This window comes from Variovorax sp. CAN15 (genome assembly GCF_030462475.1).
GTDB lineage: Bacteria > Pseudomonadota > Gammaproteobacteria > Burkholderiales > Burkholderiaceae_C > Variovorax.
In genome coordinates, this window is the sequence record NZ_JASMRZ010000033.1 from 37,920 (window position 1) to 59,218 (window position 21,299).

22 protein-coding genes and 1 tRNA gene are annotated in these 21,299 nt (G+C 66.2%); 6 read left to right on the top strand and 17 right to left on the bottom strand.

The window, feature by feature from the left end:
- Window positions 1–9: 9 nt before the first annotated feature.
- The 15 genes from nuoF to QMO14_RS19850 all read right to left on the bottom strand — a co-directional run bounded on the left by nuoF (window position 10) and on the right by QMO14_RS19850 (window position 13,653).
- Window positions 10–1,350 (bottom strand): NADH-quinone oxidoreductase subunit NuoF, encoded by a 1,341-nt coding sequence (gene nuoF / locus QMO14_RS19780; RefSeq protein ID WP_301509157.1) that lies wholly within the window; start codon window positions 1,348–1,350, stop codon window positions 10–12.
- A complete protein-coding gene (gene nuoE, locus QMO14_RS19785; RefSeq protein WP_301509158.1) occupies window positions 1,350–1,898 on the bottom strand; it encodes an NAD(P)H-dependent oxidoreductase subunit E in 549 nt (182 codons plus the stop codon). The genes nuoF and nuoE overlap by 1 nt, the downstream gene beginning before the upstream one ends.
- Before the next feature lie 10 nt (window positions 1,899–1,908).
- Window positions 1,909–3,162: an NADH-quinone oxidoreductase subunit D gene (locus tag QMO14_RS19790; protein ID WP_301509159.1), complete on the bottom strand. Its 1,254-nt coding sequence runs from the start codon at window positions 3,160–3,162 to the stop codon at window positions 1,909–1,911.
- Between the two features lie 5 nt (window positions 3,163–3,167).
- A complete protein-coding gene (locus QMO14_RS19795; RefSeq protein WP_301509160.1) occupies window positions 3,168–3,779 on the bottom strand; it encodes an NADH-quinone oxidoreductase subunit C in 612 nt (203 codons plus the stop codon).
- Window positions 3,780–3,792: 13 nt separating this feature from the next.
- On the bottom strand, window positions 3,793–4,272 hold the full coding sequence (locus QMO14_RS19800; RefSeq protein ID WP_007837763.1) for an NADH-quinone oxidoreductase subunit B family protein: 480 nt from the start codon (window positions 4,270–4,272) through the stop codon (window positions 3,793–3,795).
- 15 nt (window positions 4,273–4,287) lie between these two features.
- Window positions 4,288–4,647 carry an NADH-quinone oxidoreductase subunit A gene (locus tag QMO14_RS19805; RefSeq protein WP_301509161.1) on the bottom strand — a complete coding sequence of 120 codons (360 nt, stop codon included), beginning with the start codon at window positions 4,645–4,647 and terminating at the stop codon, window positions 4,288–4,290.
- Between the two features lie 67 nt (window positions 4,648–4,714).
- A tRNA-Leu gene (locus QMO14_RS19810) sits at window positions 4,715–4,799 on the bottom strand.
- Between the two features lie 119 nt (window positions 4,800–4,918).
- Entirely contained in the window at window positions 4,919–5,320 is a 402-nt protein-coding gene (gene secG / locus QMO14_RS19815) for a preprotein translocase subunit SecG (RefSeq protein ID WP_301509162.1), read from the bottom strand.
- Between the two features lie 37 nt (window positions 5,321–5,357).
- Window positions 5,358–6,122, bottom strand: a complete 765-nt coding sequence (gene tpiA, locus QMO14_RS19820; protein ID WP_301509163.1) for a triose-phosphate isomerase — start codon at window positions 6,120–6,122, stop codon at window positions 5,358–5,360.
- A gap of 13 nt (window positions 6,123–6,135) precedes the next feature.
- A complete protein-coding gene (locus QMO14_RS19825) occupies window positions 6,136–7,134 on the bottom strand; it encodes an NAD(P)H-quinone oxidoreductase (RefSeq protein ID WP_301509164.1) in 999 nt (332 codons plus the stop codon).
- A 102-nt stretch (window positions 7,135–7,236) separates the two neighbouring features.
- Window positions 7,237–9,546, bottom strand: a complete 2,310-nt coding sequence (gene pnp, locus QMO14_RS19830; protein ID WP_301509165.1) for a polyribonucleotide nucleotidyltransferase — start codon at window positions 9,544–9,546, stop codon at window positions 7,237–7,239.
- A gap of 206 nt (window positions 9,547–9,752) precedes the next feature.
- Window positions 9,753–10,019, bottom strand: coding sequence for a 30S ribosomal protein S15 (gene rpsO, locus QMO14_RS19835; RefSeq protein ID WP_007837783.1), 267 nt, complete (start codon window positions 10,017–10,019; stop codon window positions 9,753–9,755).
- An 88-nt stretch (window positions 10,020–10,107) separates the two neighbouring features.
- Window positions 10,108–11,046, bottom strand: a complete 939-nt coding sequence (locus QMO14_RS19840; RefSeq protein WP_301509166.1) for a DMT family transporter — start codon at window positions 11,044–11,046, stop codon at window positions 10,108–10,110.
- Between the two features lie 105 nt (window positions 11,047–11,151).
- The gene (locus QMO14_RS19845) at window positions 11,152–12,312 is read right to left on the bottom strand and encodes a pyridoxal phosphate-dependent aminotransferase (RefSeq protein ID WP_301509167.1); all 1,161 of its coding nucleotides are present in this window, start codon (window positions 12,310–12,312) and stop codon (window positions 11,152–11,154) included.
- Window positions 12,313–12,342: 30 nt separating this feature from the next.
- Window positions 12,343–13,653, bottom strand: coding sequence for a branched-chain amino acid ABC transporter substrate-binding protein (locus QMO14_RS19850; protein ID WP_301509169.1), 1,311 nt, complete (start codon window positions 13,651–13,653; stop codon window positions 12,343–12,345).
- 124 nt (window positions 13,654–13,777) lie between these two features.
- Here QMO14_RS19850 and QMO14_RS19855 point away from each other — a divergent pair, with 124 nt between their 5' ends.
- A complete protein-coding gene (locus tag QMO14_RS19855) occupies window positions 13,778–14,149 on the top strand; it encodes an Hsp20/alpha crystallin family protein (RefSeq protein ID WP_126018280.1) in 372 nt (123 codons plus the stop codon).
- A 189-nt stretch (window positions 14,150–14,338) separates the two neighbouring features.
- Window positions 14,339–15,097 carry an alpha/beta hydrolase-fold protein gene (locus QMO14_RS19860; RefSeq protein ID WP_301509174.1) on the top strand — a complete coding sequence of 253 codons (759 nt, stop codon included), beginning with the start codon at window positions 14,339–14,341 and terminating at the stop codon, window positions 15,095–15,097.
- On the opposite strand, the gene tsaD is transcribed toward QMO14_RS19860, so the two are convergent.
- Window positions 15,033–16,094, bottom strand: a complete 1,062-nt coding sequence (tsaD, locus tag QMO14_RS19865) for a tRNA (adenosine(37)-N6)-threonylcarbamoyltransferase complex transferase subunit TsaD (RefSeq protein ID WP_301509176.1) — start codon at window positions 16,092–16,094, stop codon at window positions 15,033–15,035. The genes QMO14_RS19860 and tsaD overlap by 65 nt on opposite strands.
- 127 nt (window positions 16,095–16,221) lie before the next feature.
- Between tsaD and QMO14_RS19870 the strand changes: the two genes are divergently transcribed.
- The 4 genes from QMO14_RS19870 (at window position 16,222) to QMO14_RS19885 (ending at window position 20,824) form a co-directional block, all read left to right on the top strand.
- The gene (locus QMO14_RS19870; protein WP_301509177.1) at window positions 16,222–17,487 is read left to right on the top strand and encodes a nitrate regulatory protein; all 1,266 of its coding nucleotides are present in this window, start codon (window positions 16,222–16,224) and stop codon (window positions 17,485–17,487) included.
- Between the two features lie 346 nt (window positions 17,488–17,833).
- Window positions 17,834–19,078, top strand: coding sequence for a CmpA/NrtA family ABC transporter substrate-binding protein (locus QMO14_RS19875; RefSeq protein WP_301509178.1), 1,245 nt, complete (start codon window positions 17,834–17,836; stop codon window positions 19,076–19,078).
- 10 nt (window positions 19,079–19,088) lie between these two features.
- Window positions 19,089–20,018 carry a nitrate ABC transporter permease gene (gene ntrB / locus QMO14_RS19880; protein ID WP_301509179.1) on the top strand — a complete coding sequence of 310 codons (930 nt, stop codon included), beginning with the start codon at window positions 19,089–19,091 and terminating at the stop codon, window positions 20,016–20,018.
- Window positions 20,015–20,824, top strand: coding sequence for an ABC transporter ATP-binding protein (locus QMO14_RS19885; RefSeq protein WP_301509180.1), 810 nt, complete (start codon window positions 20,015–20,017; stop codon window positions 20,822–20,824). Before ntrB ends, QMO14_RS19885 begins: the two co-directional genes overlap by 4 nt.
- Window positions 20,825–20,860: 36 nt before the next feature.
- On the opposite strand, the gene QMO14_RS19890 is transcribed toward QMO14_RS19885, so the two are convergent.
- On the bottom strand, window positions 20,861–21,299 hold a 439-nt coding region (locus tag QMO14_RS19890), incomplete at its 5' end, for a type IV pili methyl-accepting chemotaxis transducer N-terminal domain-containing protein (protein WP_301509181.1).

The following is a 21,299-nucleotide window of genomic DNA, read 5'->3' on the forward strand; positions in this document are numbered from 1 at the left end:
TTCTCGCGCTCAGGCCTTGGCGGGCGCCGTCGGGACTTGGCCCGGGATCAGGGCTTCGAACTCGTGGCGGAAGTGCTTGATCATGGCGCGCACCGGCATGGCCGCCGCGTCGCCGAGGGCGCAGATGGTGCGGCCCATGATGTCGCCGGCGACGGAGTCGAGCAGCTGCATGTCGCTGGGCTTGCCCTGCCCGTTGTGGATGCGGTCCACGAGGCGGTAGAGCCAGCCGGTGCCTTCGCGGCACGGCGTGCACTGGCCGCAGGACTCGTGCATGTAGAAGTACGAAAGGCGCTTGAGCGATTCGACCATCGAGCGGCTGTCGTCCATGACGATCACCGCGCCCGAACCGAGCATGGAGCCCGCCTTGGAGATGGAGTCGTAGTCCATGGTGCAGGCCATCATGATGTCGGCCGGCAGCACCGGAGCCGACGAACCGCCGGGAATCACCGCCTTGAGCGTGCGGCCCTTGCGCACGCCGCCGGCCAGCTCGAGCAGCCTGGAGAACGGCGTGCCCATGGGCACTTCGTAGTTGCCGGGCAGCTCGACGTCGCCGCTCACCGAGTAGATCTTGGTGCCGCCGTTGTTCGGCTTGCCGCACTCGAGGTAGGCCTGGCCGCCGTTGCGGATGATCCAGGGCACCGCCGCGAAGGTCTCGGTGTTGTTGATGGTGGTCGGCTTGCCGTACAGGCCGAAGCTCGCCGGGAACGGCGGCTTGAAGCGCGGCTGGCCCTTCTTGCCTTCGAGCGATTCGAGCAGCGCGGTTTCTTCGCCGCAGATGTAGGCGCCGAAGCCGTGGGCGGCGTGCAACTGGAAGTTGTACGTGCTGCCCATGATCTTGTCGCCGAGGTAGCCGGCGGCGCGCGCTTCTTCGAGGGCTTCCTCGAAACGGTCGTAGGTCTGGAAGATCTCGCCGTGGATGTAGTTGTAGCCGACGCTGATGCCCATCGCGTAAGCAGCGATGGCCATGCCTTCGATCACGATGTGCGGATTGAACTGCAGGATGTCGCGGTCCTTGCACGTACCCGGCTCGCCTTCGTCCGAATTGCAGACGAGGTACTTCTGGCCCGGGAACTGGCGGGGCATGAAGCTCCACTTCAGGCCCGTCGGGAAACCGGCGCCACCGCGGCCGCGCAGGCCCGAGGCCTTGACTTCGGCGATCACCTGGTCGGGCGTGAGGCCCTCGGTGAGGATCTTGCGCAGGGCCTGGTAGCCACCGCGCGCCTCGTAGTCGGCCAGGCGCCAGTTGGTGCCGTTGAGGCCTGCGTAGATCTGCGGCTCGATGTGGCGATCGTGGAAACAGGTCTGGACGCCCGTCGCCTGGAACTGCTGGAGAACTTGTTCGGGTGACATCAGGAAGCCTCCCCCTTGGTGGCCGGCGCGGCGTTGCGCAGGCCGTCGACCAGCTGGTCGAGCTTCTCGTTGCTCATGAAGCTGCACATCGTGCGGTCGTTGACCAGCATCACAGGCGAATCGGCGCAGGCGCCCAGGCATTCGCTCTGCTGCAGCGTGAACAGGCCATCGGCCGTGGTCTCGCCCATCTTGATGCCGAGCTTCTTCTCGAGATGCACGAGGGCCGTGACGCCGTCGCGCAACTGGCAAGGCAGGTTGGTGCATACGTTGAGCTTGAACTTGCCCACCGGGTGCTGGTTGTACATGTTGTAGAAGGTCGTCACTTCATGCACCGCGATGGGCGCCATGCCGAGATATTCGGCAATCTCGCGCTCGCGTTGCAGGCTGACGTAGCCCTCGTCCTGCTGGACGATGGCCAGGCAAGCCATCACTGCGGATTGCTTGCCTGCTTCGGGGTACTTGGCCACCTCGCGCGCGAAGCGCTCGAGGATCGCAGTCTTCAACGGCGCCGAGGGCGCCGCGTCATGGTGGTGGGTCGAGGAAGTCATTCGCTCTTTCTCACCTGTCGATCTCGCCGAACACGATGTCCATCGTGCCGATCACCGCGACAGCGTCGGCGATCATGTGACCGCGCGACATTTCGTCGAGGGCGGCGAGGTGCGGGAAACCAGGGGCGCGGATCTTCAGGCGGTACGGCTTGTTGGCGCCGTCGCTCACGAGATAGATGCCGAACTCGCCCTTCGGATGCTCGACGGCGGCATACGCCTCGCCTTCGGGCACATGGAAGCCTTCGGTGAAGAGCTTGAAATGGTGGATCAACTCCTCCATGTTCGCCTTCATCGATTCGCGCGCGGGCGCGGCGACCTTGTGGTTGTCGGTGATGACAGGACCGGGGTTGGCGCGCAGCCAGGCCGAGCACTGCTGGATGATCCGGTTGGCCTGGCGCATCTCCTCGACGCGAACCAGATAGCGGTCGTAGCAGTCGCCGGTCTTGCCCACGGGCACGTCGAACTGCATGCGGCCGTAGACGTCGTAGGGCTGCTTCTTGCGCAGATCCCATTCGATGCCCGAGCCGCGCAGCATGGGGCCGGTGAAACCAAGGTTCAGTGCGCGCTCCGGCGAGACCACGCCGATGCCCACGGTGCGCTGCTTCCAGATGCGGTTGTCGGTGAGCAGCGTCTCGTACTCGTCGACCATCTTCGGGAAGCGCTTGCAGAAGGCGTCGACGAAGTCGAGCAACGACCCTTGGCGGTCTTCGTTCAGGCGCTCGATGGCCTTCGCGTTCTTGATCTTGCTGACCTTGTACTGCGGCATGGCGTCTGGCAGGTCGCGGTACACGCCGCCCGGACGGAAATACGCCGCGTGCATGCGCGCGCCGGAGACGGCTTCGTACATGTCGAACAGGTCTTCGCGCTCGCGGAAGCAGTAGATGAGCATGTTCATCGCACCGCAATCGAGGCCATGCGCACCCAGCCACAGCAGATGGTTCAGCAGCCGGGTGATCTCGGCGAACATCACGCGGATGTACTGCGCGCGCTCAGGCACTTCGAGGCCCAGCATCCGCTCGATGGCCAGGCAGTAGGCGTGCTCGTTGCTCATCATCGACACGTAGTCGAGGCGATCCATGTACGGCAGCGACTGGATGAAGGTGCGCGATTCGGCGAGCTTCTCGGTCGCGCGGTGCAGCAGGCCGATGTGGGGGTCGGCGCGCTGGATGACTTCGCCGTCCAGCTCGAGCACCAGGCGCAGCACGCCGTGCGCTGCCGGATGCTGGGGACCGAAGTTGAGTGTGTAGTTCTTGATTTCGGCCATATCAGTCAGTGCAAACCGCCGCCGTAGTTGTCTTCGCGGATCACGCGCGGCGTGATTTCGCGCGGCTCGATGGAAACCGGCTGGTAGACCACGCGCTTCTGCTCTTCGTCGTAGCGCATTTCGACATGCCCCGACACCGGGAAGTCCTTGCGGAACGGATGGCCGATGAAGCCGTAGTCGGTCAGGAGGCGGCGCAGGTCGTCGTGCCCTTCGAACACGATGCCATAAAGGTCGAAGGCCTCCCGCTCGAACCAGGTGGAGGCATTCCACACGGGCTGCAGGGAGTCGACCACAGGAAAGTCGTCGTTCGGCGCGAAAACCGTCAGGCGCACGCGCTGATTGAGACTCACCGACAGCAGATGGGAGACGACGCCATAGCGCTCGCCTTGCCACTCGCCATGACGGTAGTCGGAGTAGTCCATGCCGCAGAGGTCGATCAGCTGCTCGAAGCGGCAGCCGGGCGCATCACGCAGCAGCAATGCGGCTTCGAGGTAGTCGGCGGCGCCCACCACGACATTCACCTCATTCAGGGCGACGGTCACACTCTTGGCCTTGGCGCCGAGCGTCTCGGCGACGGTGGCGCGCAGCACCTCCGGCGAAATTGCAAAGTCAGTCATCGTCGGCAATCTCTCAGGCGCGGGCAATGGTGTTGGTGCGGCGAATCTTCTGCTGCAACTGGATCACGCCGTAGAGCAAGGCCTCGGCGGTGGGCGGGCAACCCGGAACATAGACGTCGACCGGCACGATGCGGTCACAGCCGCGCACAACCGAATAGCTGTAGTGGTAGTAGCCACCGCCATTCGCGCACGAACCCATGGAGAGAACCCAGCGCGGCTCGGGCATCTGGTCGTAGACCTTGCGCAGGGCCGGAGCCATCTTGTTGCACAGCGTGCCGGCCACGATCATCAGATCGGACTGGCGAGGGCTGGGCCGGAACAGCATGCCGAAGCGGTCGATGTCGTAGCGGGCAGCGCCCGCGTGCATCATTTCCACCGCACAACATGCAAGGCCGAAAGTCATCGGCCAGAGAGAACCAGTCTTCGCCCAGTTGACGACCGAGTCGTACGTCGTGGTGACGAAGCCTTCCTTGAGAACGCCTTCAATGGCCATCGTGTTTCTTCCTTGTCATTCCCAGTCGAGCGCGCCTTTTTTCCACTCGTAGGCGAAGCCCACGACGAGGATGGCGAGAAAGATCATCATGGCCCAGAAGCCAACAGCGCCGATTTCCTTGAGCGCAATGGCCCACGGAAAGAGGAATGCAATTTCGAGGTCGAACAGAATGAAGAGAATCGCGACGAGGTAGTAGCGCACGTCGAACTTCATGCGCGCATCCTCGAAGGCTTCAAAGCCACACTCGTAGGGGGAATTCTTTGCGGCGTCGGGCCTGTTGGGGCCGAGAATGTATCCGATGACCTGAGGGGCGACGCCTACGCCGACTCCGACCAGAATGAACAAAAGGACGGGGAGGTAGGAGTCGAGATTCATCGAGAGTTTTTCACCGCTTGCCACCGGCAGGAAGAACCCCTGGATGAGGTTTTCTGCCGATGAGATTTGGTGCGGTCGGCGAGACTCGAACTCGCACAGCTTTCGCCACTACCCCCTCAAGATAGCGTGTCTACCAATTTCACCACGACCGCGGTTTTTGCTGTTCGGATGGCATGAGGTACCTGCGAGAGGAATTTGGCTTTCCGAACAGATTTAGAGTTTACCCTGAAATGAAGCCATTTCTCACGGGCAACTCATGAAAACGAGTTGATTACTTGCTCGGAATCTGCCCCGCACCCGAAACAGGGGCTGCAGGAGCCGAAGCAGGAGCACTCGGAGCTGCCGCACCGGGAATCTCGCTGGCCGCACCGGAGGCCGGAGCAGCAGGCGCACCCACCGCAGCACGCTCCAGAAGACTACCGCCGCCCGCAGGACGCGCATGGCTGAAATAGGCCAGCAGCAGCGTGCACGCGAAGAACACCGCGGCAAGCACTGCAGTGGTGCGCGACAGGAAGTTGGCACTGCCGCTGGCACCGAACAGGCTGCCGGCACTGCCGCTACCGAAGGCGGCACCCATGTCGGCGCCCTTGCCGTGCTGGATCAGGATGAGGCCGATCATCGCGAGGGCTGCCAGCATCTGCACGCCGACCAGAAGATTGAGGACCACGTTCATTCGTTCTTACTCCTAATTTGATGCAGCCGTCGCGCGTTCAGCGCGCAGCGGCGGAAATGATCTGCAGAAAGTCGGGCGCCTTGAGCGACGCGCCTCCGATGAGGCCGCCGTCGATGTCGGCCTGCGCCAGCAACTCCGCAGCGTTCGCCGCGTTCATGCTGCCGCCATAAAGAATGCGGATGCCGGCGGCATGTTCGCTCGCCGCATGATGCAGCTGCGCGCGCAGCACCGCGTGCACCGCCTGCGCCTGCTCCGGCGTGGCAGTCTTGCCCGTGCCGATGGCCCAGACAGGTTCGTACGCCACGACGATTTCGCTGATGCAATGGCCATTCACATGAATGACGGCCGCCAGCTGACGCTTGACCACCTCTTCGGTCTGCCCTGCTTCGCGCTGCACCAGAGTCTCACCCACGCAGACGATCGGCGTGATGCCGTTGGCCAGCGCGGCCGCGGTCTTGGCGGCAACCACTTCGTCGCTCTCGCCGTGGTACTGGCGACGCTCCGAGTGACCGACGATCGCATAGCGCACGCCGAAGTCCTTCAGCATCGCAGCCGATTGCTCGCCCGTGAACGCACCTTGCGGGTGCGCCGAGACGTCCTGTGCACCGAGCGCCAGAGCCGGCGAGCCCCCCAGCAGCGACTGCAACTGCGCGAAATACGGCGCGGGCGCGCACAGCGCCACGTCGCAGGCAGCCGGGCTCGCGGCCAGCCCCTGCTGGAGGGCCTTCACCAGCGCTTCGTTGGCATCCAGGCTGCCGTTCATCTTCCAGTTGCCGGCGATCAGTTTCTTCTTCGTTGTCATCGCGTTCTTCTCGTCACCATGTCAGCACGATCTTGCCGATGTGCTGGTTCGATTCCATCAGCGCATGAGCCTGGGCCGCGCCACTGGGCTCACCCGCTGCGGCAAAGGTGCTGTGGATCACGGGCTTGATCGCGCCGCTCTCAAGCAGCGGCCACACCTTCTCGCGCAGCGCCTTGGCAATGGCACCCTTGAACGCCACGGGCCGCGGACGCAGCGTCGAGCCGGTGATCGTGAGCCGCCTGCGCAGCACGAGGCCCGCATTGATCTCGCTCTTCACGCCGCCCTGCACCGCGATGATCACCAGCCGGCCATCCTCGGCCAGGCATTCGATCTCGCGTGCCACGTAGTCGCCGGCGACCATGTCGAGCACCAGGTCCACGCCCTTGCCGCCGGTGAGCTTCTTCGCCTCTTCGACGAAGTCGCTGGTGCGGTAGTTGATGGCATGGTCGGCACCGAGCTTCCTGCAGGCTTCGCACTTGTCGTCGCTGCCGGCCGTGACGATCACGGTCGCGCCGAGCGCCTTGGCGACCTGGATCGCCGTGACGCCGATGCCGCTGGAGCCGCCCTGAATGAGCAGCGTCTCGCCCTTCTGCAGGCGGCCGCGATCGAACACGTTGCTCCAGACGGTGAAGAAGGTCTCGGGCAGCGAAGCCGCCTCCGTGTCGCTCCAGCCCTTGGGTACCGGCAGGCATTGCGCCACGGGCGCCACGCACAGTTCGGCATAGCCGCCGCCGGCAATGAGCGCGCAGACGCGATCGCCGACCTTGAAGCCGGCCTCGGCCAGCGCCGCCGCATCGCCCGACACGATCTCGCCGGCCACTTCGAGGCCCGGCAGATCGGAGGCGCCCGGCGGCACCGGGTAGTGCCCCTTGCGTTGCAGCACGTCAGGGCGATTGACGCCACTCGCCGCAACGCGGATCAGCAGTTCGCCAGCGCCCGCGACGGGGTCGGGGCGTTCGGCGACGCGCAGCACCTCGGGGGCGCCGTACGAAGTGATTTCAATGGCTTTCATGGTCTTTCGGCCTCCAACGCCCGCAGATGGGGCGAAGCTTGACGTTCAAAAGATGAAGGTATGGCAATGGCGGCCGCACGAGCAGCCGCCGCTGCGCCCTTCTTACTCCTGAGGCTCGCGCGGAGCTTGCTGCGGCTGCTGCTGCTCGCCGGCCGGAGCATCGTTGCGCGGTTGCTGCTCGTTGTTGAAGCGCGGAGCGCGCTCACCGCGGTCACCGCCACGCTCGCCGCGATCACCTCGGTCGCCGCCACGCTCACGACGCTCGCCGCGGTCGCCACGGTCTTCGCGCGGGGGGCGCTCGCTGAATTCCATTCCGGCCGGACGCTCGGTCAGGGCCTTCATGGACAGCTTGACGCGACCCTTGTCGTCGGTCTCGAGGACCTTGACCTTCACGATCTGGCCTTCGCTCAGATAGTCGGTCACCTTCTCGACGCGCTCGTGCGCGATCTGGCTGATGTGCAGCAGGCCGTCCTTGCCGGGCAGCAGGTTGATGAGCGCGCCGAAGTCCAGGATCTTGGTGACCGGGCCTTCGTAGACCTTGCCGATTTCGACTTCGGCCGTGATCTGCTCGATGCGCTTCTTGGCCAGCTCGGCCTTTTCCGGATCGGTCGAGGCGATGGTGATGGTGCCGTCTTCGTCGATGTTGATCGTCGTGCCGGTTTCTTCCTGCAGGCCGCGGATGACCGAGCCGCCCTTGCCGATCACGTCGCGGATCTTCTCGGGGTTGATCTTCAGCGTGGTCAGGCGCGGAGCGAAGCTGGAGACTTCGGCCTTGGCCTCGCCCATGGCTTCCTGCATCTTGCCCAGGATGTGCATGCGCGCTTCCTTGGCCTGCGCCAGTGCAACCTGCATGATTTCCTTGGTGATGCCCTGGATCTTGATGTCCATCTGCAGCGCGGTGATGCCGTTGGTCGTACCGGCAACCTTGAAGTCCATGTCGCCCAGGTGATCTTCGTCGCCCAGGATGTCGGTCAGCACCGCGAAGCGGTTGTCTTCCTTGATCAGGCCCATGGCGATACCAGCCACGTGCGCCTTCATGGGCACGCCGGCGTCCATCATCGAGAGGCAGCCGCCGCACACCGATGCCATCGACGACGAGCCGTTCGACTCGGTGATTTCCGACACCACACGCACCGTGTAGGGGAACTCTTCCTTGTTCGGCAAAACGGCGACGAGCGCGCGTTTGGCCAGGCGGCCGTGGCCGATTTCGCGGCGCTTGGTCGAGCCCATGCGGCCCACTTCGCCGGTGGCGAAGGGAGGCATGTTGTAGTGGAACAGGAAGCGGTCTTCGTATTCGCCGGCCAGCGCGTCGATGCGCTGCGCGTCGCGTTCGGTGCCGAGCGTGGTGATCACCAGCGCCTGCGTCTCGCCGCGCGTGAACAGGGCCGAGCCGTGGGTGCGGGGCAGCACCGAGTTGCGAATCTCGATGGGGCGCACGGTGCGCGTATCGCGGCCGTCGATGCGCGGCTCGCCCGACAGGATCTGGCTGCGCACGATCTTCGATTCGATGGCGAACAGCAGGTCGGAGACCTTGCCGGAGTCGAACTCGGTACCTTCGGCCTTCAGGGCCTCGAGCACGCTGGCGTTGGCCTCGCGCAGGGCCTGGGTGCGGGCCTGCTTGCTGCGGATCTGGTAGACGGCGCGCAGCTTTTCTTCGGCCAGGCCCTTGACCTTGGCGACGAAGGCTTCGTCTTCGGCGGGCGCCTTCCAGTCCCACACCGGCTTGCCGGCGTCGCGCACGAGTTCATGGATCGCGTCGATGGCGATGTTGGCCTGTTCGTGGCCGAACACCACGCCACCCAGCATGATTTCTTCGCTGAGCTGCAGGGCTTCGGACTCGACCATCAGCACGGCGGATTGCGTGCCGGCGACGACGAGGTCCATCTGCGAATCCTTGCGGGCGGTCTGCCCCGGGTTCAGCACGTACTGGCCGTTGATGTAGCCCACGCGGGCGGCACCGATCGGGCCGTTGAACGGCACGCCGGAGATCGACAGCGCGGCGCTCACGCCGATCATGGCGGCGATGTCGGCATCGACTTCGGGGTTCAGCGAGATCGTGTGGATGACCACATGCACTTCGTTCAGGAAGCCTTCGGGGAACAGCGGGCGGATCGGGCGGTCGATCAGGCGGCTGGTCAGCGTTTCATGCTCGCTGGGTTTGGCTTCGCGCTTGAAGAAGCTGCCGGGGATCTTGCCGGCGGCGTAGGTCTTCTCGATGTAGTCGACGGTCAGCGGGAAGAAGTCCTGACCGGGCTTGGCCGACTTGGAAGCGACCACGGTCGCGAGAATGACGGTGCCGTCGATGTCGACGAGCACTGCGCCGCTGGCCTGGCGGGCGATTTCGCCCGTTTCCATGACCACGGTCTTGCCGCCCCATTGGAACGACTTGGTGACTTTATTGAAGAGGCTCATGTTTTGCTCCTGTTTTGATAGCGAACTACATGGAGTCCGCAGGTAACGGAGGCTTCTCAGAACACGATGCCATTCCAGCGAAGCTCGACGGGAACTTCATTGGAATGACACAGCTTCGCTCTGTTTGGGCACTCCGAAAGTGGATCGCGAAGTAAAAAACGCCTGAGCTAGCGGACTAACCCAGGCGTTTCTTCATGCGATTTGGATTACTTGCGCAGACCCAGCTTGGCGATCAGCGCGGTGTAACGGTCGGCGTCCTTGGACTTGAGGTAGTCGAGGAGCTTGCGACGGCGGCTCACCATGCGCAGCAGGCCGCGACGACCATGGTGATCCTTGGCGTGCGTCTTGAAGTGGGGGGTGAGCTCGTTGATGCGGGCGGTCAGCAGTGCGACTTGCACTTCGGGGCTGCCGGTGTCGTTGGCGGCGCGGGCGTTGTCCTTGACGACTTCGGCCTTGATGGAGGCTGCGATCATGTTGATTTCCTTGTTCCGGGATGTTTGACTTGCGGCAAGGACTGGAACTGCCCTCGCCGTGCGCCTTGCGGCATGCAAAGCCTTGGAATTATAGCCCGACCGCCCCGCCCGGCCCTTTTACCCCCTTGGAAGCCCGGGTGGGCCTCCCGTCGAGCGATGCCAGCCCCACTGCTCCCAGCACGCAGGCCGCCCCGCCGATCTGTGCCAGGCTGATGCTTTCGCCCAGCCACAGCGCCGCCAGCACCAGCGCAGAAACCGGCAGCAAAGCAGTGAACAACGCCGCCTCCGCCCCGTCCAGCCGGGCAGATCCGGCAAACCACAGCACGAAGCCCAGCACCGTGGGCACCAGCGCGTAGTAGGCGACGCCGGCCAGCGCCTCGGCAGGCAGGGGATGCTCCCAGGCCCGCTCGAAAAGAGCCGGCACCAGCGAAAGCAGCAGCCCGAAGGCCGTCATCAGCGTCGACAGCGCCAGCGGCCGCACCGGCACCCGTAGCCGCTTGTTGAGCAGGATGAACATCGCCTCGCAGACCACCGCGCCCAGCACCAGCAGGTTGCCCGCCAGCGCCGCAGGGGAGCTCGATCCGCCAACCATGCCGACCCCGGGCCAACTGATCGCCAGCACCCCCGTCGTCGCCAGCACAATGCTGCCCACCAGATACCGCCCCGGCCGCTCGCGCAGCGCGATCACCGCCACCAGCGCAGCCACCGCCGGCAAGGTGCCCGCCACCACGCCCGCACTGGCAGCCGGCGCCCAGCGCACGCCGAGGATCAGCAGCACCGTGTAGCCCACGCTCCCCAGCCCCGCCTGGCACACGAGCAGCGCCAGGTCGCGCCGACCGGGCCACGGCCATGGCGTGCGGGTCAGCCGCAGCAGCACGAGAAAGACCGGCAGCGCCAGCGCAAAGCGCAGCGCGGTCGCGGTGAAAGGCGGCAGCCCCGCCGCGATGACCTTGCTGGCCACCACCGTGCTCCCGACCGTGACCATTGCCAGCGCGCACAGCGCCATGCCCTTGAACCGTTGCGACATCCCGGACCTTCCGCCTTCGAAAAGAAGGTCCGAGCTTCGCGGCCCGGCAGCGCCGCGTATTGAACGAAATTGCAGCCGCCCAGCCGGCTGTTGTTGCGGCTGGCGTTACTTCTGCCGCGCCAGCCAGTCGCGCAGCCGCTCCACGCCCTTCACCAGCCGCTGCGGGTCCTTCGAGGCGAAGCACCAGCGCAGCCAGCCCTGCGCCTCGGGCGCGAAAGCGTTGCCCGGCGCAAGCCCCAGGCCGGCCTCGGCCACCAGCCGCTTGGCCACTTCGAGCGAATCGCCGAAGCCTTCGAGGCGGAAGAAGGCGTACATCCCGCCCTTGGCCGGAGCCACCTGGACGCCCGGCAGCGCGGCCAGCAGCGGCACCAGCGTGTCGCGGCATTGCTTCAGGTGCGCCACCACGCGCGGCGTGATCTCGCCTGCATGCTCGATGGCGGCAATGGCTGCGCGCTGCGTGAACACGCTGGCGCACGAGGTGTTGAACTCGATCAGCTTGCCGATGCCGTCCACCATCGACGGCGGCAGCACCAGCCAGCCAAGGCGCCAGCCGGTCATCAGGAAGCTCTTGGAGAAGCTGTGCGTGACCACGAGCCGGTCGTCCGGATTCGAGATGTCGAGGAAGCTCGGCGCGCAGGCATTGGGCGTGGGCTCGAAGTAGAGCCGCTCGTACACCTCGTCGGCCAGGATCCAGGTGCCGGTCTGGCGGCAGTGGTCGAGCACGGCCTGCTGCTCGTCGCGGCTCATGGTCCAGCCGGTGGGGTTGTTCGGCGCGTTGACGATCAGCAGCTTCGTCTTCGACGTGACCGCAGCGCGCAGCGCCGGCAGGTCGAGCGTCCACTGCCCGTCCACCGGCACCAGCGGCAGCGTGCGCACATGCGCGCCCATGATCGCGGGCTGCGCCGTGAGGTTGGGCCACACCGGCGTGACGGCGACCACCTCGTCGCCCGCGTCGACCAGCGCCTGCACCGCCAGCATCAGCGCGCTCACGCCGCCCGAGGTGACGGCGATGCGCGAGGCATCCACCGTCGGATGCAGCCCGCTGGCATAGCGCGCGATGGCTTCGCGCAGCTCGGGCAGGCCGAGGTTGTGGGCATAGAAGGTCTCGCCGCGTTGCAGCGATTCGATGGCCGCCTGGCGGACCACCTCGGGGGTGACTTCGTCGCTCTCGCCGAACCAGAAGGCCAGCACGTCGTCGCGGCCCATGCCGGCATTGGCGACTTCGCGGATCTTCGATGCTTCGAGGTTGTGGATGGCTTCACGCATGTCGGCAGTTCCTGTTCTTCGTCATCGGGTTCAAGGTCTCTTCATCTTGCACGAGGTCGGCAACTCGGCGCGTTCGGCGGCAATGGTCTTGACCACGCGGAACCCGTAGCCCGAGCCTTCGACGTCGAACTGCACGCCCGGCCTGCCCTGCCTGTCCATCACGCCCACCACGAGCTGCTGCTGGAACTGGTGGTCCGCCGCGCGCATGCGCCCGCGCTGGCCGTACATGCTCACGTCGGCCTGTTCGAGGGCACGCGCCACGGGCAAGGCATCGGCACTGCCCGCGCGTTCGATGGCCTGTGCGAGCGCCTCGACCATGAGCTGCAGCCGCATGTGCACGTAGTCGTCTGCGGGCTTCGGAAAGCGCGCGCGGAAGGCCCGGTAGAAGGCTTCCGACTGCGCCGTCTGCACGTTGGGCAACCAGTCGGCCACCGCCACCACGCGCCCGATGCCCGCGTCGCCGATGGCCGCCGGCGCGCCCAGTGCATTGCCGTAGAAGGTGTAGAAACTGCCGCCGAAGCCCGCCTCGCGCGCAGCCTTCACCAGCAACGTGAGGTCGTTGCCCCAGTTGCCCGTGACCACCGCCTGCGCACCGCTGGCGATGATCTTCGTGGCGTAGGGCGCGAAGTCCTTCACCTTGCCCATGGGGTGCAGTTCGTCGCCGGCGATCTCCACGTCGGGCCGCTGCGCGCCCAGCTGCCGGCGCGCCTCGCGCAGCACAGCCTGGCCGAAGCTGTAGTCCTGCCCGATCAGGTAGACGCGCTTGAGCGCCGCGTCGTCCTTGATCACGTCCATCAGCGCGGCCATGCGCATGTCGGCGTGCGCGTCGAACCTGAAGTGCCAGAAGCTGCAGCGCTCGTTGGTGAGCGCCGGGTCGACCGCGGCGTAGTTGAGGAAGATCGCGCGCCGCGAAGGATCGCGCTCGTTGTGCTTGTCGATGGCATCGATCAGCGCCGCTGCAGTGGCCGACGAGTTACCCTGCAGCACGATGCGCGCGCCGTCGTCCAGCGCGGCGCGCAGCGCGGAAAGCGCTTCCTCGTTCTGCCCCTTGCTGTCGTAGCGGTCGAGCTGCAGGGGCCGCGCGCCTGCGGGAACGCCCGGCAGCCTGACGCCGCCGCGCGCGTTCACGCGCTCCACCGCCCACAGCAGGTTGCGGAACACGGCCTCTCCAGTGTTGGCGAAGGGCCCGCTCATGCTTTCGATGAGGGCCAGGCGGATGGGTGCGGGAGGTGCGGGAGGTGCGGAAACCGGAGCCTGTGCAAGCGCCGCGAAGGGCTTCGCGCATAGCGCCAGCGCCGCGAATTTCAAGGCCTCGCGGCGCAAATTAAAGGGGGGATTCATTGTCTTGAAACGCGTGCCGCTGGGCCTAGATGAGGTCTCAAGCGGCACTCACGATGGAACGGCCGCGCAGTGTAAGGGACACACATTTCTTGTCCCCATTGTGTTCATTCAGGAGTTCTTCACCATGTTTTTCGCCCCTACCCTTCGCACCGCCCGCTTCGCGCCCCGCGCCTACGACCGCGCATTCGAGCGCTTCGCAGCGGAAGCCTTCGCAGGCACCCGCCGCTCGCCCCTCGTGGAGCAGGACGACAAGAGCTGGACCCTCTCGCTCGACGTGCCGGGCTTTGCGCGTGAAGACCTCGCCATCAGCATCGAAGGCGCCGTGCTGCGCATCGAGAGCAAGGCCGAAGCCAAGCGCCAGTTCAAGGCCGCGTACGAGCTGCCGCAGGACATCGACGTGGCCGCCAGCGAGGCGAAGCTCGAGAACGGCGTGCTCACGCTGAAGCTCGGCAAGCTGGTGCCGGTGAGCCAGGCCACGCAGCTGCAAATTAACTAATCGGCCTATGCCCACAAGAGGAAAATGTCAGTAAGGCTCGGTTTTTGACATTAAACGAGCACCTTATTCACAATAGAGCTGGATTAACGTCACATGATGTGACGTTTTTTTAGAACTTTCTTCTTCGTGGGCGTCTTGTAAACGCACTGATTTCCGGACGGTGCGGTTCGGGTGCCCCCTCAAGGCACCATGAACACACATCTCCAGCCCGCAAATCCCGACGAACAATCCGACACGCTCCTGATTTTTCTGCCAGGCGCGTACCTGAAGCCCGACGAGTTCGAGCGCGAAGGTTTCATCGCCGCGGTGCGCGAACGCCATCTGGCGGCCGATGCGCTGCTGGTCGATGCGGACGTCTCCTACTACTACGAACAGACGCTCAGCGACCGCCTGCACACCGAGGTCATCGAGCCGCAGCGCGCCAAGGGCTACAAGTCGATCTGGCTCGTGGGCATTTCCATCGGCGGCTTCGGCGCGCTGATACACGAACTGGCGCGGCCGGGCTCGGTGGACGGCATCGTGGCGCTCGCACCCTACCTGGGGCGCCGCGTGCTCGGCGCGGAGATCAAGAAGGCCGGCGGCCTGCGCGCCTGGCAGGCGCCCACCGGTCCGTTGCCCGACGAGGAGCCCGACCGCAAGCTGTGGCCATTCTTCCAGCAGTACCTGTCGGCCAAGCCGTCGAAGAACCTGCCGCGGCTCTACCTGGGCTTCGGGCTGGAAGACCGCTTCGCCAGCAACCACAAGTTGCTGGCGGACGCCCTGCCGCCGGAACAGGTCTTCACGATCGAGGGCGGCCACGACTGGCCGCAATGGCGCCAGCTCTGGCGCAACGTGTTGGACGTGCTGCCGCTGCCGGCCATCGGCCGGCCGTCAAAGCAAACGATTACGCAGTCTCAGGTAGCGCCGTCTCAGGCACCGAAAGCGACGCCATGGGCCATCGCGGCCTGACGTCGAAGGCATAGCGCTCGCTCGCCTGCGACAGGCCTGATTGCAGCCGCATCGCGGCAGCCATGGCGATCATGGCGCCGTTGTCGGTGCACAGGTGCAGCTCGGGGTAATGCACGCGAACCTTGCGCTTGGCGCACGCGGCGTTCAGCTGCTCGCGCAGGCTCCTGTTGGCGCCCACGCCCCCGGCCACCACCAGCCGCTTCAGCCCGGTCTGCTCGAGCGCCGCAAGCGACTTCTTCAGCAGCACCTCGACGATGGCCGCCTGCGTGGACGCAGCCAGGTCCGCCTTGCGCGCTTCGAGCTCGCCGCCCAGCTTCCTGGCCTGCGTGAGAACGGCCGTCTTCAGGCCGGCAAAGGAGAAGTCGAGATCGCCGCTGTGCAGCAGCGGCCGCGGCAGCTTGAAGGCCGCCGCATCGCCGCCCTCGGCCAGCTTCGCGAGCCACGGCCCGCCCGGGTATGGCAGGCCCATGAGCTTGGCGCCCTTGTCGAAGGCCTCGCCCGCCGCGTCGTCGATGGTTTCGCCGAGCAGTTCGTAGCGCCCCACGCCATCCACCCGCATCAGCTGCGTGTGGCCGCCCGACACCAGCAGCGCGACGAACGGAAATTCCGGCGGATCGGCGCTCAGGAACGGCGACAGCAGATGCCCTTCGAGGTGATGCACCCCCAGCACCGGCTTGCCCAGCGCCACGCCGAGCGCGCAGGCCACGCCCGCGCCCACCAGCAGTGCGCCCGCCAGCCCCGGTCCGCGCGTGTAGGCAACCACGTCGATCTCGTCGAGGGAGCGGCCGGCTTCGGCCATGACCGTCTCGGTCAGCGGCAGCACGCGGCGGATGTGGTCGCGGCTGGCCAGCTCGGGCACCACGCCGCCGTAGGCCTGGTGCATGGCGATCTGGCTGTGCAGCGCATGCGAACGCAGCACCGGCAGCGCGTCGCCGTGCGACTCGACCAGCGCCACGCCGGTTTCATCGCAGGATGATTCGATTCCCAACAAGAGCATGCCGCCGAGTGTAGGCGCCGCCCCTCGCCCGGCGCCCGCGAAGGGGCAAGCGGCGGCCTCTTCGCGCCCGCGCCTCGCCCCGAGAGGCACGGATGTTGCAGTGATGCAGCCAGAGCCGCACCCCACCATGAAATCCGGACTGAGTTTCCTCATCGCCGCCCGCCGCTGCGAAATCGACGAGCTGGACAGGCTCGCCCGCACGAGCGAGCTGGTGGGCGTGATCGGCCGCCTGGTCCATGCGCTGCAGCGCGAGCGGGGCATGTCGAACATGTTCCTCACCTCGCGCGGCAGCCGCTTCGCCGAACAGCGCGGCCCGCAGATCGCCGAATGCCTGGCTCTGGAGCAGGAGGCGCGCGCCGTTTTCGACCAGCTGGAGGCCGACAACTACCACCGCGGCGCCGACGCCGGCAACAACGCGCGCCTGTTCAGCCACATCGCCTGGGTGCTGCCGGGCCTCGACGCCCTGCCCGCCCTGCGCCGGCGCATCGAGGCACTGGAACTCAAGCCGGCCCAGTCCACCGCCGCCTTCGCCAAGCTGGTCGCGGGCTTGCTCTCGGTGGTGTTCGAGGCGGCCGACGGCGCCACCGATCCCGAGATATCGCGCCTGCTGGTCGCGATGTTCAACTTCATGCAGGGCAAGGAGTTCGCCGGCCAGGAGCGCGCCTTCGGCGCAGCCGCGCTCGCGCTGGGCCACAGCGACGAGGCGCAGCGCCTGCAATGGCTGCACCTGATCGAATCGCAGGAACGCTGCTTCCAGGTGTTCACCGACTTCTCGGGAGAGACCGTGCTTGCGCTCTGGCGCGACAGCCAGCCCGATGCCGAAGTGGCCGAGCTCGAACGCATTCGCCGGCGCGGCGGGGTATCGGCGCCGGCCGACGTGGCGCTCAGCGAGATCTGGTTCGACTGCTGCACCCGCCGCATCGACGCCATGAAGACCGTCGAGGAACGCCTCGCCAGCGACCTGCGCGCGCTGTGCGAGCACAAGACCGCGCAGGCCCGCGGTGAGCTGCGCGAATACCGCCAGCTGCTGGACACGCTCGCGCCGCAGGCCGGCGCCCTCTTCTTCGACGACGCCGATGCACAGGCCGCGGCTCCCGCCCAGCTCGGACGTCACCTGGAACGCTCGGTGCTCGACATGGTCCGCGAGCAGTCGCAGCGCCTGCAGGCCATGAGCGACGAGCTCGAGACCGTGCGCGCCTCGCTCAACGAACGCAAGATCGTCGAACGCGCCAAGGGCCTCCTGATGGCGCACCGCCGCCTCAGCGAGGAAGAGGCGCACAAGATGCTGCGCCAGACCGCCATGAACCAGAAGCGCAGGCTGGTGGACGTGGCCGAGTCGATGCTCGCGATGGCCGACTACCTGCCCATGCTCGACCGCGCGGCGCCGCGCTGAGCGCGGGCGTTCAACTTGGTGCAGCGCACAACAACCGTGCCGAGCGCGCTCGCCCCGCCGACCGGCCCCGCAGGTCCGGCCACCGCGAGAGCAGGCCGCTCCCAGCTACCTTACTGATAGCAGCCCCGGCTTTCGAAGGCTGGCACACCGCTTGCAAGCGAAAGTCTTGCAGGCCCCAAAGGCCTTCAGGCAGGCGGCACCCAACGGCGGGTGTCTCCCGCCAAACCCGGACAAAGGCGTCCCCATCCCGCAAGGGCTCGTTTTCGAGCGGCCCCTGCGCGGTGCGGACGCCTTTTCGTTTTTGTCTTTCTTGTTCGTTGTTTGTCTTCAACCGGAGCCCCGCCCCATGACCGACCTGCTCAAAACCCGCCTCAGCCGACGCCGCGTATTGCAAGCCGCCGCCATCGGCGCCGTGGGCATCGACCCCGCCCTGCGCGCAGCCGTCTGGGCCCAGGGCTCGGACAAGCCCGAGAAGACCGAGGTGAAGATCGGCTTCATCCCGCTGACCGACTGCGCCAGCGTCGTGATGGCCTCGGTGCTGGGCTTCGACAAGAAGTACGGCGTGAAGATCGTCCCCAGCAAGGAAGCCAGTTGGGCCGGCGTGCGCGACAAGCTGGTCAACGGCGAACTCGACATGGCACACGTGCTCTACGGCCTGGTCTACGGCGTGCATGTCGGCGTTGGCGGACCCAAGAAGGACATGGCTGTGCTCATGGGCCTGAACCGGAACGGCCAGGCAATCACGCTGTCGAAGGCGCTGGCGGACAAGGGTGCGGTAGACGCGCCGTCGCTGGCCAGGCTCATGGCAAAGGAAAAGCGCGAATACACCTTTGCCGGCACCTTTCCCACCAGCACCCACACCATGTGGCTCAACTACTGGCTGGCCTCCGCCGGCATCAGCCCGGTGGCCGACGCCAAGGTGATCGTGGTGCCTCCGCCCCAGATGGTCGCCAACATGCGCGTGGGCAACATGGACGGCTTCTGCGTGGGCGAACCCTGGGGCCAGCGCGCCATCATCGACAAGATCGGCGTCACGGCCATCACCACGCAGGACATCTGGAAGGACCACCCCGAAAAGGTTCTCGGCACGCGCGCCGAGTTCGTCAAGGCCAACCCCAACACCTGCCGCGCCGTGATGATGGCCGTGCTGGAAGCCAGCAAGTGGATCGACGCGAACCTCCAGAACAAGGCGAAGATGGCCGACACGGTGGCCGAGAAGAGCTACATCAACACCAGCGCCGATGCCATCAACCAGCGCATCCTGGGCCGCTACGAGAACGGCATGGGCAAGACCTGGGACGACCCCAACCACATGAAGTTCTTCGACGATGGCGCGGTCAACTTCCCCTACCTGTCCGACGGCATGTGGTTCCTCACGCAGCACAAGCGCTGGGGCCTCCTGAAGGAGCATCCTGACTACCTGGCCGTCGCCAGACAGATCAACCAGATCGATCTGTACAAGGATGTGGCCGGCGCCATGAAGGTCAGCGTACCCAAGGACCCGATGCGCACCAGCAAGCTGATGGATGGCACGGTCTGGGATGGCAAGGACCCGAAGAAGTACGCCGATTCCTTCAAGCTCCATGCATAGGGAGAACACCATGGTCAGCGCAGTCTTCCATTCGCCGCTCGATGTGGCCGCCGCGCAGGCGGCGCCTTCCGCCCCGGCCAAGCCGGCGGCCTCCAAGGTGGCCACGCCCCAGCCGGCTCCCGCTCCCGCACCCGAGCCACGGGCGCGCGCGCCCATCGACCTGCGCGCCTTCTGGATGCGCGTGCTGCCGCCGCTGGCAGGCTTCGGCCTGCTGCTGCTGATCTGGGAGATGGTGGCCATGAAGAGCACCACCGGCTTCCCGACACCGGCCGCCACCTGGCAGCAGGCGGTGACGGTGTTCAGCGACCCGTTCTACAGCAAGGGCCCCAACGACCAGGGCGTGGGCTGGAACGTGCTCTCGTCGCTGCAGCGCGTGGCGCTGGGCTTCGGCCTCGCGGCGCTGGTGGGCATTCCGGCCKGCTTCGCCATCGGGCGCTTCGAATTCCTCTCGCGCATGTTCAACCCGCTCATCAGCCTGCTGCGCCCGGTCTCGCCGCTGGCCTGGCTGCCCATCGGCCTGCTGGTGTTCAAGGGCGCCAACCCGGCGGCCATCTGGACCATCTTCATCTGCTCGATCTGGCCGATGGTCATCAACACCGCCGTGGGCGTGCAGCGCGTGCCCACCGACTACATGAACGTGGCCAAGGTGCTGAACCTCAGCGAATGGAAGATCCTCACCAAGATCCTCTTTCCCGCCGTGCTGCCCTACATGCTGACCGGCGTGCGGCTGGCCGTGGGCACCGCGTGGCTGGTGATCGTGGCGGCCGAGATGCTCACCGGCGGCGTGGGCATCGGCTTCTGGGTGTGGGACGAGTGGAACAACCTCAACGTCGCCAACATCATCATCGCGATCTTCGTGATCGGCATCGTCGGCCTGGTGCTGGAGTTCGCGCTCATCAAGCTCGCAACCGCGTTCACGTTCGAAGAGGTGAAGTCATGATCGATGATTCGAAGTACATCGAGATCCACGGCGTCGAGCAAGCCTTCAAGACAGCCAAGGGCCGCTTCGTCGCGCTGCGCGACGTGAACCTGAACGTGGCCAAGGGCGAGTTCATCACGCTCATCGGCCACTCGGGCTGCGGCAAGTCGACGCTGCTGAACCTGATCGCCGGGCTCACCACGCCCACCGAGGGCGCGCTGCTGTGCGCCAACAAGGAGATCAAGGGCCCCGGCCCCGAGCGCGCGGTGGTGTTCCAGAACCACTCGCTGCTGCCCTGGCTCACCTGCTTCGAGAACGTCTACCTCGCGGTGGAGCGCGTGTCCGCCGCCGCCGAGAGCAAGGCACAGCTTCGCGCGCGCACCGACGCCGCGCTGGCGCTGGTGGGCCTCACGCCCGCCGCGCAGAAGCGCCCCGGCGAGATCTCCGGCGGCATGAAGCAGCGCGTGGGCATCGCACGCGCGCTGTCGATGGAGCCCAAGGTGCTGCTGATGGACGAGCCCTTCGGCGCGCTCGACGCCCTCACCCGCGCAAAGCTGCAGGACGAGCTGCTGGCCATCGTGCAGAAGACGCACAGCACCGTCGTCATGGTCACGCACGACGTGGACGAGGCCGTGCTGCTGAGCGACCGCATCGTGATGCTCACCAACGGACCGGCCGCCACCATCGGCGACGTGCTGTCGGTGGACATCCCCCGCCCGCGCAACCGCGTGGAGCTGGCGGAAGACCCGGTCTACGTGCACGCGCGCAAGGCGGTGATCGACTTCCTCTACACGCGCCAGGCGCACGTGGAGAAGGTCGCGGCCTGATACCGCGCCCCGCGCCCCGCGCCAGCACAACCGGCCTCAGGACATGATCACTTGCAGGCTGTGCTCATATGACGCCGTGAGGCGTTCGAAGGTGTCGACCAGCGCCTCGCTGGAACGCACCAGCGTGGCGCGGCCGTCGGCGCTGTCCAGCGCCTGCACGCCGCCGACCAGCCTCAGCCATTCGTCGCGCGCGCTCGCCAGCGCGGCGCGGATCTCGGTGGTGCTGAGCGGCGCGCGCTCCAGTTCGAGCAGCGCGGCCTCGAACTCGGCCATGGTCGGCACCAGCCGCGCCTCGGCCGCCTCCTCCTTCAGCGCGGCAGCCAGCAGCGCGTCCTTCGCGAGGCGCTGCGCGCGCATGCGCTGCCGCCCGCAGATGTTGACGATGCGCAGCGCGCGCCGTGCGCCCGAGGTTTCCAGTGCCTCGGTGAGCGCCTCGGCGGCATCAAGGACTCCGGCCTGGGCTACAAGGAAGGCG

Bases quoted from the DNA above. Each gene is read 5' to 3' on its own strand.
- nuoF (WP_301509157.1), bottom strand. From the start codon at position 1,350: ATGTCACCCGAACAAGTTCTCCAGCAGTTCCAGGCGACGGGCGTCCAG.
- nuoE (WP_301509158.1), bottom strand. From the start codon at position 1,898: ATGACTTCCTCGACCCACCACCATGACGCGGCGCCCTCGGCGCCGTTG.
- QMO14_RS19790 (WP_301509159.1), bottom strand. From the start codon at position 3,162: ATGGCCGAAATCAAGAACTACACACTCAACTTCGGTCCCCAGCATCCG.
- QMO14_RS19795 (WP_301509160.1), bottom strand. From the start codon at position 3,779: ATGACTGACTTTGCAATTTCGCCGGAGGTGCTGCGCGCCACCGTCGCC.
- QMO14_RS19800 (WP_007837763.1), bottom strand. From the start codon at position 4,272: ATGGCCATTGAAGGCGTTCTCAAGGAAGGCTTCGTCACCACGACGTAC.
- QMO14_RS19805 (WP_301509161.1), bottom strand. From the start codon at position 4,647: ATGAATCTCGACTCCTACCTCCCCGTCCTTTTGTTCATTCTGGTCGGA.
- secG (WP_301509162.1), bottom strand. From the start codon at position 5,320: ATGAACGTGGTCCTCAATCTTCTGGTCGGCGTGCAGATGCTGGCAGCC.
- tpiA (WP_301509163.1), bottom strand. From the start codon at position 6,122: ATGACAACGAAGAAGAAACTGATCGCCGGCAACTGGAAGATGAACGGC.
- QMO14_RS19825 (WP_301509164.1), bottom strand. From the start codon at position 7,134: ATGAAAGCCATTGAAATCACTTCGTACGGCGCCCCCGAGGTGCTGCGC.
- pnp (WP_301509165.1), bottom strand. From the start codon at position 9,546: ATGAGCCTCTTCAATAAAGTCACCAAGTCGTTCCAATGGGGCGGCAAG.
- rpsO (WP_007837783.1), bottom strand. From the start codon at position 10,019: ATGATCGCAGCCTCCATCAAGGCCGAAGTCGTCAAGGACAACGCCCGC.
- QMO14_RS19840 (WP_301509166.1), bottom strand. From the start codon at position 11,046: ATGTCGCAACGGTTCAAGGGCATGGCGCTGTGCGCGCTGGCAATGGTC.
- QMO14_RS19845 (WP_301509167.1), bottom strand. From the start codon at position 12,312: ATGCGTGAAGCCATCCACAACCTCGAAGCATCGAAGATCCGCGAAGTC.
- QMO14_RS19850 (WP_301509169.1), bottom strand. From the start codon at position 13,653: ATGAATCCCCCCTTTAATTTGCGCCGCGAGGCCTTGAAATTCGCGGCG.
- QMO14_RS19855 (WP_126018280.1), top strand. From the start codon at position 13,778: ATGTTTTTCGCCCCTACCCTTCGCACCGCCCGCTTCGCGCCCCGCGCC.
- QMO14_RS19860 (WP_301509174.1), top strand. From the start codon at position 14,339: ATGAACACACATCTCCAGCCCGCAAATCCCGACGAACAATCCGACACG.
- tsaD (WP_301509176.1), bottom strand. From the start codon at position 16,094: ATGCTCTTGTTGGGAATCGAATCATCCTGCGATGAAACCGGCGTGGCG.
- QMO14_RS19870 (WP_301509177.1), top strand. From the start codon at position 16,222: ATGAAATCCGGACTGAGTTTCCTCATCGCCGCCCGCCGCTGCGAAATC.
- QMO14_RS19875 (WP_301509178.1), top strand. From the start codon at position 17,834: ATGACCGACCTGCTCAAAACCCGCCTCAGCCGACGCCGCGTATTGCAA.
- QMO14_RS19885 (WP_301509180.1), top strand. From the start codon at position 20,015: ATGATCGATGATTCGAAGTACATCGAGATCCACGGCGTCGAGCAAGCC.